The sequence below is a fragment of the Paenarthrobacter sp. NPDC018779 genome, assembly GCF_044391085.1.
Lineage (GTDB): Bacteria > Actinomycetota > Actinomycetes > Actinomycetales > Micrococcaceae > Arthrobacter.
Window position 1 is genome coordinate 25721 of record NZ_JBIRZS010000015.1, and the last position, 11359, is coordinate 37079.

General features: G+C 63.8%; 8 protein-coding genes. 1 reads left to right on the forward strand and 7 read right to left on the reverse strand.

All coding sequences use genetic code 11. The features are described 5' to 3' along the window. Nucleotides 1-10 precede the first annotated feature (10 nt). From ACH488_RS15270 to ACH488_RS15285, 4 genes are all read right to left on the reverse strand, one after another. Nucleotides 11-1471: an APC family permease gene (locus ACH488_RS15270; protein WP_397325405.1), complete on the reverse strand. Its 1461-nt coding sequence runs from the start codon at nucleotides 1469-1471 to the stop codon at nucleotides 11-13. A 32-nt stretch (nucleotides 1472-1503) separates the two neighbouring features. Beyond that, a complete protein-coding gene (locus ACH488_RS15275; RefSeq protein ID WP_397325406.1) occupies nucleotides 1504-2517 on the reverse strand; it encodes a D-2-hydroxyacid dehydrogenase in 1014 nt (337 codons plus the stop codon). Between the two features lie 72 nt (nucleotides 2518-2589). After that, complete coding sequence (locus tag ACH488_RS15280) at nucleotides 2590-4347, reverse strand: IlvD/Edd family dehydratase (protein ID WP_397325407.1); 1758 nt, start codon at nucleotides 4345-4347, stop codon at nucleotides 2590-2592. A gap of 52 nt (nucleotides 4348-4399) precedes the next feature. Beyond that, entirely contained in the window at nucleotides 4400-5167 is a 768-nt protein-coding gene (locus ACH488_RS15285) for an SDR family NAD(P)-dependent oxidoreductase (protein WP_397325408.1), read from the reverse strand. Nucleotides 5168-5355: 188 nt separating this feature from the next. Here ACH488_RS15285 and ACH488_RS15290 point away from each other — a divergent pair, with 188 nt between their 5' ends. Next, nucleotides 5356-6540: a Gfo/Idh/MocA family protein gene (locus ACH488_RS15290; protein ID WP_397325409.1), complete on the forward strand. Its 1185-nt coding sequence runs from the start codon at nucleotides 5356-5358 to the stop codon at nucleotides 6538-6540. A gap of 63 nt (nucleotides 6541-6603) precedes the next feature. On the opposite strand, the gene ACH488_RS15295 is transcribed toward ACH488_RS15290, so the two are convergent. The 3 genes from ACH488_RS15295 to ACH488_RS15305 all read right to left on the reverse strand — a co-directional run bounded on the left by ACH488_RS15295 (nucleotide 6604) and on the right by ACH488_RS15305 (nucleotide 11321). After that, nucleotides 6604-7959, reverse strand: coding sequence for an aldehyde dehydrogenase family protein (locus ACH488_RS15295; protein ID WP_397325410.1), 1356 nt, complete (start codon nucleotides 7957-7959; stop codon nucleotides 6604-6606). 78 nt (nucleotides 7960-8037) lie between these two features. Next, a complete protein-coding gene (gene iolD, locus ACH488_RS15300) occupies nucleotides 8038-9999 on the reverse strand; it encodes a 3D-(3,5/4)-trihydroxycyclohexane-1,2-dione acylhydrolase (decyclizing) (protein ID WP_397325411.1) in 1962 nt (653 codons plus the stop codon). Nucleotides 10000-10187: 188 nt separating this feature from the next. Then, nucleotides 10188-11321, reverse strand: coding sequence for a Gfo/Idh/MocA family protein (locus ACH488_RS15305; protein WP_397325412.1), 1134 nt, complete (start codon nucleotides 11319-11321; stop codon nucleotides 10188-10190). Nucleotides 11322-11359: the final 38 nt, after the last annotated feature.

Consider the following 11359-nt stretch of genomic DNA (forward strand, 5'->3'; position numbering starts at 1 on the left):
TTGAGGTGGTTTATTGCTCGATCTTTTGCCGGCCAAGGCGCGCATAAACATCCGGACGCTTCGAGCGCAGGAAATTCGCGTAGATAATTCCGCCAATGAACAAGGCGAAAGTGAACGTCATGAAAATGGCCGTCATGACCATGGAGCCGCCGATCAGCTCAGGGTAATTCGCGATTGCCAGGTAGGTAATCAGGCCAAGGAAGATCACGCTGACTATCGGCGCCACAATGGTCTTCCACACAGATTCCGGAGCGAAACTGCGGCGGCGGACAAAGTACACCAACACGGCGAAGCTTGTGATGAACATCAGGAGCAGGACAGAGAACGTGCCGCTGCCACTGGCGATCGGGTAGAGGGCCTCGGGAGCAACTCCCACCAGAGTGAACACCACGGTGGCCACAGCCCAGACAAGACCCACGCCCACTGCCGAAATGTAAGGGGACTTGTGCCGCGGGTGCACCCGGCCCAGGGCCTTCGGAAGCGCGCCGTCAGCGGCAAGCGAGAAACTGTACCGCGCAGCGATGTTCTGGATGGAAAGCATCGAGGCCAGGATGGAGGTGATGAGCAGGACGACGCCGATGTCCGCGAAGATCTTGCCCACCAGCGCCGTAGCACCGTCGTTGAACAGGTTCACGGTATTCGCCTTGGCCTCTTCCTGGACGTTGTCCGCTCCCAGGAAGGCCGTGTATGCCCACGCCGCAACCGCGTAGAACAGGCCAATGCCGACGACGGCCAGGTAGGTTGCCCGGGGAATGGTCCGGTCCGGGTTCTTGACCTCGTCGCGGTAAATGACTGTCGCTTCGAAGCCGAAGAAGTTGCCAACAGCGAAGAGCAGCGCGAGGCCCAGGCCGGCGTCGGTTATCCACGGCATGGAGAACCCGACGCCCTGGGAAACGTCACCGGAAGCGAACGCGGCGACGTCGAAAATGATGACGACGGCCGATTCAAGCAGCATGACGACCGTCAGTACTTTCGCGGACAGGTCGATGCGGTTGTAGGCCAGCAGGGTTGTGACGGCAATGATGCCAAGCCCGTACCAGTACCACGGGATGTCCGGGCCACCCAGGGTATTCACCACGAAGCTTTGCAGCGTGAGGGCGAACAGGGACGGCGCAAAGAAACCGATGAAGACGTACCCCACCAGGGCCAGGAGGGCCCCGCCAAGACCCGCAGGCTTGCCGAGGCCCGCGGTGACGAAGGAGTAGAAGCCGCCGGGCGCCTCGACGCTCCGGCTCATCTTGACGAAACCTACCGAGAAGATCAGCAGCATCAGGGTGACCAGGAGGTAGATTCCGGGAGCGGTGTGGCCGCTGAAGAGGAGCATCACGGGCAAGGTGCCCGCAACGGTGGTCAGCGGGGAGGAGAAGGCGAGCACGTTCATCACGAGCTCGCCCACCCCCATGTTGCCGCTGAGCTTGTGTTCCTGGGTCTGGGTAGGCGTTATCGGCTTCCCTTTTGTTGAGCTAGACATGTAATCCTCGTCACGAAATTTAGAGTGCTGAATCACACTACCGACGCGGATTGTGGGAGCACTGTACCAGCTTGGGACACCGCATTTGGAGCGGTTCCGCCCAGCTTTTTCAGGTCCACCACATCATTGAGTGGCTGGCCGGCTTTCCACTGCTGGAGGTTCTTCGCGAAGCAGTCCACAACCTTCCCGCGCCATCCGATCAGATCCCCGGAAGCATGGGGTGACACCAGGATGTTGTTGCGGCTCCACAGCGGGTTTTCGGCCGCCAAGGGCTCGTTCTCAAACACGTCCAAAGCCGCAGCTCCCAGATGCCCCGCGTCGATCGCATCGAGGAGGTCCTGCTCCACCACCACGGCCCCACGGCCCACGTTCACCAGGCGAGCACCCGGACGCATCTTGTCGAAGCGGGCCGCGTTGAACAGTCCTCGGGTCTCCTCGGTGAGCGGAACCGTAAGCACCACGTCCTGAGCCTCTCCAAGGAGTGCGTCCAGTTGGTCGAAGGAGGCAATGGCGCCCAACTCAGCATCCTCACGTGCGGTTCGGCCCACCACAGAGACATCCATGCCCGCTGCGCGCAGCAACAGCACGGTCTCGCGTCCCACCGGACCTGGCCCTACCACCAGCACCTTGCGGTCCAGCAGCGGCTCGGTCTCCCGGTGCTGCCACGTCCGCGCCTGCTGCAGCTCGATGGTGCGGCGCAGGTCTTTGGTGAACATCAACAGAACGCCCAGGACCCACTCAGCTATGGGGCGTTCACAGACGCCCCGCGAGTTGCTGACCACGATGTCGCTGTTGATGATCTCCTCAGTCATGAGGCTGTCCACGCCGATGCTGGACGTGTGGATCCAGCGGAGGTCACCCGGACCCACTTCGCGCAGCAGCTTGGTCCGGAAGTCGTTGAGGAACAGGATCTCCGTTCCAGGCAGCGCGGCCCGGAACTCGTCGGCCGTCCGGACCACCACCACGTCGGCTTCGTCCTTCAATCGCTCCACGGGAGGCACCGGACGGCCCTCCTGGACAATAACAATCACTTTGGGTCGTGGCATATCTTCTCCTTTTTCGAAGGGCCGCTCCCACGGGAGCGGCCCTTGATGTCTACATGGGGTGCCAGCGGCCTCCTACCAGCCGCCCTGCCATCCACTCATCAGGCCGTACGGCAACCGCTGGGGCTCCTCATCCGGCAGGCCCTTGAGGAAGTCGAAGTCGCAGCCTTCGTGCGCCTGGTTCACGTGGTCGATGAACAAGCGTCCATAGCCGCGGCGGTACTTGGGCTCGGGCAGCTTGAGCTCCGCGAGCCTGGCCTCGATTTCTTCCTCGGGGATATCCAGGTCCAGCCGCTGGTTCTCGACATCCAGCACGATCGGATCGCCGTCACGGACGATCGCCAGCGGACCACCCACCGCAGCTTCGGGCGAGACATGTAGCACGGTTGTGCCAAATGCGGTGCCGCTCATGCGGGCGTCGGAGATGCGCACAATGTCGCGGATGCCGCGGCGCAGCAGCTTCTGCGGGATGGGCAGCATGCCCCACTCCGGCATGCCGGGCGCGCCGACGGGACCGCTGTTGCGCAGCACCAGGACCGAGTCCTCGGTGATGTCCAGGTCAGGATCGTCGATCCGCCGTCCGAGATCGTAAATGTCGTCAAAGACAATCGCCGAGCCCTTGTGCTGCAGCAGGTCCTTGGAGGCGGCGCTGCGCTTGATCACGGCACCGTTGGGGGCCAGGGAACCACGCACGACGGCGATGCCTCCTGATGCGTCAAAGGGCGTCTCAAGCTTGCTCACGACGACGCCGTCCGGTTCGGGTGCGTTGATGTAGCCCTTTTCGAGGGACTCACCGGTGACCGTGATTGCATCCTTGTTCAAGAGTGGCGCCAGTTCCTTGAGAACGGTGGAGATGCCGCCCACCTGGAACAGCTGCTGCACCAGGTACTCGCCGGACGGGCGGACATTGACGATCCGAGGGGTCCGCTGGGAAATCTCGTGGAAGCGGTCCAGCTGCAGTTCGTAGCCGACCCTGCGGGCCAAGGCCAAAAGGTGAACCACTGCGTTGGTCGAGCCACCCACCGCCATGAGCAAGGTGATGGCGTTGTCGAAGGCTTCCTCGGTCAGAATCTCGCTGGGCTTCGGACCCGACAAGGCCATTTCCACCGCCCGGCGGCCTGTGGCTTCCGCTGCCTGCCCGCGGCGTGAATCGACGGCGGGAATGGACGCAGTGCCGGGAAGGCACATGCCCAGCGCTTCAACGAGCGACGTCATGGTGGAGGCCGTGCCCATTTCGCTGCAGTGGCCAGCGGAGGGCTTGGCAGAGGACTCGAGTTCATCGAAGTCCACCTCGGTGATCTTGCCCGCGCGCAGTTCGTCCGCGTACTTCCACGTGTCCGTGCCAACGCCCAGCTGCTTGCCCCGGAAGTACGCCGGTTCCTGCGGGCCACCCGTCAGCATGATGGTGGGAATGTCCGCGCTGGCCGCTCCCATGAGCTGTGCCGGAACCGTCTTGTCACAACCACCCAGCAGCACGATCGCATCCAGCGGGTACGCGCGGATGGATTCCTCAACGTCCATGGCCATCAGGTTGCGGAACTGCATGGCCGAGGGCTTCATCAGGCTTTCGCCCAAGGAGATGGTGGGGAACTCCAGCGGCAAACCGCCGGCCATGAGAACACCACGTTTTACGGCATCCGCAAGCAGCTTGAAGTGGATGTTGCAGTTGACCAGCTCCGACCAGGAGTTTGCGATGCCAATGACCGGCCGGTCCTTGATGGCGAAGCGCGAGAAGCCTTCGGCCTGGATGGCAGTACGGTGCACGAATCCCGTGAGGTCGTGCGGTGCGAACCAGTGTGCACTGCGGAGATCGTTGTAGTTCGACTCAGGCATATCTTTCGGAACTCCTTGGTTTGTTCGTGTTGTGAAGTCTTGGGTGAGGCTGCTACGCGGCAGACGTGCCGCCGTCGAACGCCATGCTGGTACCAGTGGCGAAGGTGCCGTCCACCGCCAGGAAGTAGATGGCTGCCGCTACTTCTTCCGGGTCAGCAAGGCGGTTCAGCGGCACGGTGCTTTCCTTCTGCTGCAGGGCCAGGACGGGGTCCGCCTCGGATTCCAGGCCTGACCGCAACATGGGGGTATCGATGGGGCCCGGGCACACGGCGTTGACCCGGACATGGGGCGCCAGTTCCAAGGCGAGCGCCTTGGTGAGGCCCACGACGCCGGCCTTGGCTGCGCAGTAGTGGGCCAGCCCGGCCACGCCCATCGTTGCGAGATCCGAGGCGACGTTCACGATTGCCCCTCCCCCGGACCTGCGCAGGTGCAGCCCCGCTTCCCGGGCGACGTAGAAGGTGCCGGAGAGGTTGGTGTCCAGCACTTCACGCCAGCGGCGATCATCCAGGTCCTCCAGTGCCGCGTAGCCGGCAACCCCCGCGGCGTTGACTGCAACGTCGAGCCCACCGAGGGCGTGGATGGCACCCCGGACCCCGTTCCGGACCGATTCGGCGCTGGCGACGTCGGCAACCACTTGGTGCGCACCGCCGTCGATCTCCTCCGCAACCCGTTGCAGCTCTCCGGTGCGGCGACCCAATACGGCCACCCGCGCACCCCGTGCTGCGAAGAGTTTTGCGGTCGCTTCGCCGACGCCGGACGTCGCGCCTGTGACGAGCACCCGCAAGGGTTCCGTCCGATTCCACGTGCTGCGCTCCATCATCGTCGACGGGCTCCTCTTTCTTGGCGTTACTGGACTAGTACGTTCTACTCAAACAGCCGGAGGCCTTCGCCGGATGTCTCAGATTGAGACACAGCGCACACTCCTTGCGTTCATAGGCTGATCCGCAGATGCCGCCTTTCTGCGCGGCACAGCACCGCCGAAGAGCGGCACTAACTAAGGAGTCCACTTTGGAAGACCAGAACCGCATTGGCGTTGGCCTCATCTCGGTGGGGTGGATGGGGCGCCTGCATTCCCGCGCCTACCTCGCCACCAAGCAGTTCTTCCCTGAACTGCCGCGCCACCCCGAGCTTGTGATCGCCGCGGATCCTGATGATTCCGGCCGTCAGCATGCCGAGGATGCTCTCGGCTACAAGGAAACGGCTACTGATTACCGGAAGGTGCTGGAGAACCCGGACGTCGATGTCGTCTCGATCTGTTCCCCCAACTTCCTGCACCACGAGATCGCGCTGGCCACCATCGAGGCAGGCAAGCATTTCTGGATCGAGAAGCCCATGGGCCGCAGCGCCCGGGAATCCCGGGAGATCGCCCAGGGCGCCGAAGCCGCCGGGCTGATCACCTCAGTGGGCTTCAATTACCGGCACACCCCGGCGATCGCTGAGGCACGACGGTTGATCCGTTCCGGGGCACTGGGCAAAGTGACCAACGTGCAGATCCGCCTGCTGACGAGCTATGCCTCGGACCCGACGCAGGTGTTCACGTGGCGCTACGAGCAGGCGCGCGCAGGTTCCGGCGTATTGGGCGACATTCTCAGCCACGGTTTCGACCTGGCCCAGTTCCTGGTAGGCCGCATCACCTCGGTCAACGCGGTGACGGAAACCTTCATCAAGGAACGTCCGCTGCCGGCCGGAACGTCGTCGAATTCCTTCAACAAGGGTGAGGCCTCGGATGTGACCCGGGAGGTGGAGAACGAGGACTACACGGCCATGCTCGCCCGGTTCGAGGGCGGTGCAGTGGGCATGTTCGAGACAACCCGCGTCGCGATCGGCCCGCACGCCGAATACATCGTGGAGGTTTACGGCACTGAAGGATCCATCCGCTGGAACTTTGAGCGCATGAACCAGTTGGAGGTCGCCACGGACCGTAGTGGTTACCGGACCATCATGACCCCGCCGTCCTTCGGCGAATTCGGGCGCTTCCAGCCCAACGCCGGCCCCGGCATCGGGTTCAACGACCTCAAGACCATCGAGGCCGCGCTGTTCCTGCGGTCCGTCGCCGAAGGCAAGCAGCTCGGCCCCTCGGTGGCCGATGGTTGGTCGGCATCGGAACTGGTGGATGCCTCGCTGCGCAGCGCAGAGTCTTCCGCTTGGGTGGAGGTTCCGGAAGTCACGGGGAAGACGACGTACGGAGCCTAGGCTCCTGGGGCAAAAGAAGGAGGCCGGATCACCACGATCCGGCCTCCTTTGCTGCGCTGAAAACTACTTCGCGAAGCGGAACAGCTTCTTGTTGGCGAACTCCAGCATGCCCACCTTGCCCAGTTCGCGGCCGTAGCCGGACTTCTTGACGCCGCCGAACGGCACGTCCGCACCGCTGAGGTCGTAGGCACCCACGAAGACCATGCCGACGTCGAGCTGGTTGCCGACGCGCTCGGCGCGCTCAACGTCGTCGCAAATCACTACCGAACCCAGGCCGTACGGCGAGGAGTTGGCCAGCTTGATGGCTTCCTCGTCGCTGCTGACCTTGTACAGCTGCGCAACAGGGCCGAAGAGTTCCTCGCTGTAGACGTCCATGGACGGGGTGATGTTGGTAATGATCGTTGGAGTGAAGACGTTGCCCTGGGGCTCATTGTTGCCCACCAGGATCTCGGCGCCCTGGTCCAGCGCGCCCTGCACCTGGGAAGCCAGGAACTTTGTGGCCGAATCGGAGGACATCGGTCCGAAATCGCCGTTCTCGTAGGACTGTCCGGCGATGGCTGCCTTGAACTTCTCCGAGAACTCGTCGAAGTACTTGTCCAGCACCACGATCCTCTTGGAACCGTTGCAGGACTGGCCCGTGTTGCCCATGCGACCCATGACGGCCTTCTTCACGGCAAGGTCAACGTTGTCCGTGTCCAGGACCAGGAACACGTCGGCGCCGCCGAGCTCCAGCACGCACTTCTTCAGCGCACGTCCGGCCTGTTCAGCCACGATCGCTCCCACCTGCTCGGAACCGGTCAGCGAGACACCCTGCACCCGGTCGTCCGCGATCATGGTGGAAATCTGCTGGTGAGTGGCGAAGAGGTTGACGTAAGCACCCTCCGGGAAGCCTGCGTCGCGGAAGAGCTCTTCCAACGCAAGCGCCGATTCCGGGCACTGGCTCGCATGCCGGACGATCACCGTGTTGCCCAGGATGATGTTGGGAATCGCGAACCGGGCCACCTGGTAATACGGGTAGTTCCACGGCATGATGCCCAGGATCACGCCGAGGCCCTGGTAGCGGAAGAAACTCCGCAGCCCGTCGGCCACCTCCAGTTGCTCATCGGCGAGCCATTCTTCGGCGTTTTCAGCGAAGGCAGCGGCGATAGAGCCGGAGAACTCGGCCTCGCCGGCGGCCTGCTGCAGCGGCTTGCCCATCTCGCGGTTGATGATGGCGGCCAGCTTGTCCTTGCGCTCAACAAACAGATCCGCGAGGCGTTTGGCCAGGGCAGCGCGTTCGGCCACCGTGGTGGTGCGTGACCAGTCCTGATAGGTCTGCTGGGCGGCGTTGAGCCCGGCTTCCACCTCTGCGTCAGTGGCGGCGGGGTACTCGGCGTGGATGGTTCCGGTAGCCGGATCAGTAACGGCAAATGCGCTCATAATGATTGCTCCTTGGTCAGTAAATCCCGTAAAAGAAACGGGCGGGACCGCTGGATGGAGCGGTCCCGCCCGGTGCGCCTAGCGTGCGTCAGGTGCGGTGGTGGCAGCGTAGAAGCGCTGGCGCTCACGGCCCTTGAGGTGCTTGGCAGCACCCTCCAGGGTGGCGGGCCGCTCCGAGGTCATCGGAGCTCCAACGTCCCAGAAAGCGCCGTTGCCGGACAGGTAGCGCCACGGCTCCACCCGGGCGACGATCACTGCGGGGCCCTTGGCTTCCTGCGCCTCGGTGAGGGCGGCAGAGAACTCCTCGACCGTCGTCGTCGACCATGCCGCACAGCCCATGCTGGCCGCGTTGGCGGCAATGTCGAACTCAAGTACTGCCCCGTCCAAACGGCCGGACTCCTTGCTGCGTTCCCGGTACTGGGTGCCGAATTCGCGGCCCGGACCGCCCTTGGCAACCTGCAGCGGCCAAATGCACTGGTGGCCGCGGTTGTCGATCACGATCGTGATGATCTTCTTGCGTTCCTGGACGGCCGTGACCAGCTCCGTGGGCTGCATGAAGTAGGTGCCGTCACCAATCAGGACATACACCTCGCCGGGCGCGTCATCGCGGGCAATCCGGTAACCCAGGCCTGCGGGGATCTCGTGGCCCATGCAGGAGTTGGCGTACTCGAAGTGGATTTCGGTGCCGTTGGACGGGTCCCAGGCCTTGTGGATGCCTTCAACCACACCGCCGGAACCCAGGATCAGGGCGTCGTCGCTGGTGGTGCGCTTGTTGAGGACGTCGATCACTTGGGCCTGGCTCATGATTTCACCGGGGAAGGCCTGGAGGTCGTGCTTGCGCACTTCCAGCGTGGCCTTGCGTGCGTCCGCGATGTCGCTGCGGAACTCGTCCGACGTCGAATACCCGACGGCGGTGAGCCGCTCCCGCAGGCCGGCCAGGTTGAGCCTGGCGTCGCCGATGACGGGGAACGAGCCCATCTTGTGGGCGTCGAACGAACCCACGTTGAGGTTCACGAACTTCACGTCCGGGTTCTGGAACAGCGAGTGCGAGGCAGTGATGAAGTCCTGCAGGCGCGAGCCCACGGTGATGACGCAGTCCGCGCCGTCGGCGATCTCATTGGCACCCACGGTTCCGGTCACGCCCAGCGCACCGAGGTTGAGGTCGGTGATGGGTCCGCTTCCCTTGCCCGCGTAGGTCTCGGATACCGGGATGCCGAACTCGGAGCTGAAGCGCGCCAGTTCTTCCTGCGCCTTGGAGTAGCGGACGCCGCCACCGGCGATCAGCAGCGGACGCTTGGCGTTGCGGATGATTTCCGCGGCGTCGCGGAGCTCGTCCTCAACAGCCGGGCGACGGCGGATGTGCCAGACGCGCGGGGTGAAGAAGGACTCCGGAAAGTCGAACTCCGCGCCTTGGATGTCCTGCGGCAGGCAAACCACCACGGCACCGGTTTCCACGGGATCGGTGAGGACGCGCATTGCCTCCGGAAGCGTGGACAGCAACTGGGCGGGGTGCGTGATGCGGTCGAAGTAGCGGCTGACAGGACGGAAGCAGTCGTTGGCGGACACGTCGCGTTCCACCGGGTGCTCGATCTGCTGCAGCACGGGATCACCGAAGCGGTTGTTGATGATGTCCGCGGGGAACAGCAGCACCGGGAGGCGGTTGGTGGTGGCTGTGGCGGCACCGGAAACCATGTTGGTGGATCCCGGACCGGCGGAAGCGGTGCAGGCCAGGGTGGCGGCACGGTTGGAGGCCTTGGCGAAGCCGATGGCCGCGTGGACCATGGACTGTTCGTTCTTGCCCTGGAAGTGCGGGAAGTCCACACCGTACTCGTCGATGCCCTGGGCCAGGCCCACGGAGTTGCCGTGCCCGAAGATGCCGTACATGCCGGCAATCAGGCGGCGTTGTTCGCCGTCGAGTTCGCTGAACTGGACCTGCAAATACTCGATGATCGCTTGTGCGACAGTGCGGCGGCGGACGGCCTTTTTATCGGCTGCGATATTGACCTCGGTGCCGATATCAGCAGCGGCTGTGCTAGTCATGCGTTCTCCTAAATTCGTAGGTGCGTCGGCATTTGCAAACCGATTCGCCCGAACATCAGGTTTTCACCGTGGGGAAGCAAAGTTGTGTCCCAGTTTGGGACGCGGGCCACCTGCCCGGACACGCAAAAAACAGCAGCCGACGGCGGTACGTGCGTACCGCCGTCGGCTGCTGTTTGTTTTCGCTTGTCTTAGTCGAAGCGGTAAGGCTCCTGCGGTCCCACGGAGGGCAGCGGCCGGGGCCGCTCGCAGGTGCTTTCGATCGCGATGTGCTTGCCCTGCTCCGAGGAGGCCTCGAAGGCGAGGAGGACTTCCAGCACGTGGTAGGCGAAGTCTCCGCCCGTCCGGGGTTCCACGCCGTTGCGGATGGCGTAGCCGAACTCGGCCAGGCCGATGCCGCGGTAGGCGTCGTCGCGGTGGGTGATGGGCGTTTCGCGCCAGTCGCCGCCTCCGGGAGGCGTCATGTCCAGGGCGAGGTCGCCCGGCTCGCCGCGGCGCAGCACGGGAGCGCCGGAGAAGTGGTCCGGGTTCGGCGCGGCCAACGAGCCACCCGTGCCGTAGATCTCCAGGTGTGGCAGGTTGTGGTTCCAGATGTCCCAGCTGACGATCACCGTAGCTGTGGCGCCGGACTCGAAGTCGAGGGTGCCCGTAACATGCGTGGGGGTCTGGATCTGGATCACTTCACCGTCCTTGCCCGGGCGGGGACGGGTCTCGGACGAACGCGGCGTGGTTGCGGAGACGCGGGAAACGGGGCCGAAGAAGTTCACCAGGTTGGTGATGAGGTACGGTCCGATGTCCAGCATTGGCCCTGCGCCGGGGCTGTAGAACGGGTCCACGTTCGGGTGCCAGTGCTCGTAGCCCCTGCACGCGAAAGAAGCGAAGGCTGCAACGGGCTCACCGATCCAGCCGTCGTCGATGAGCTTGCGGCTGGTCTGCATGCCGGAACCCAGGAAGGTGGTGGGTGCGGAGCCCACTTTGACGCCAGCTTCCCGTGCCGCGTCCAGGATCTGCTTCGCTTCCTCAAGGGACGTGGCGAAGGGCTTCTCCGAAAGGACGTGTTTGCCGGCCGCGATCGCCTGCAGCGTGACCGGCGCGTGGAGCTTGGGCGGTGTGAGGTTCAGGACCAGCTCCACGTCCTCGTCCGCCAGCAACTCGTCCGGGGTGAGTGCTTTGGGAACGTCATACTCGGCGGCGCGCTTCCGCACGGCCTCGGGGTTCACATCCGCGAGCGCCACGATGTCGACGTCAGGGTGGACGCCGATCTTGTCCAGGTATTGGTTGAGGACGTTTCCGACGCCGATAATGCCGACTCGAATGGGTTCCATGTGAATCTCCGTTTAATGATTGTTGGAACATCCCGGGG

What these genes read in the sequence shown, in the direction of transcription:
- ACH488_RS15285 (WP_397325408.1), bottom strand. Translation starts at nt 5,167, where the DNA reads ATGATGGAGCGCAGCACGTGGAATCGGACGGAACCCTTGCGGGTGCTC.
- ACH488_RS15295 (WP_397325410.1), bottom strand. Translation starts at nt 7,959, where the DNA reads ATGAGCGCATTTGCCGTTACTGATCCGGCTACCGGAACCATCCACGCC.
- iolD (WP_397325411.1), bottom strand. Translation starts at nt 9,999, where the DNA reads ATGACTAGCACAGCCGCTGCTGATATCGGCACCGAGGTCAATATCGCA.
- ACH488_RS15275 (WP_397325406.1), bottom strand. Translation starts at nt 2,517, where the DNA reads ATGCCACGACCCAAAGTGATTGTTATTGTCCAGGAGGGCCGTCCGGTG.
- ACH488_RS15305 (WP_397325412.1), bottom strand. Translation starts at nt 11,321, where the DNA reads ATGGAACCCATTCGAGTCGGCATTATCGGCGTCGGAAACGTCCTCAAC.
- ACH488_RS15270 (WP_397325405.1), bottom strand. Translation starts at nt 1,471, where the DNA reads ATGTCTAGCTCAACAAAAGGGAAGCCGATAACGCCTACCCAGACCCAG.
- ACH488_RS15280 (WP_397325407.1), bottom strand. Translation starts at nt 4,347, where the DNA reads ATGCCTGAGTCGAACTACAACGATCTCCGCAGTGCACACTGGTTCGCA.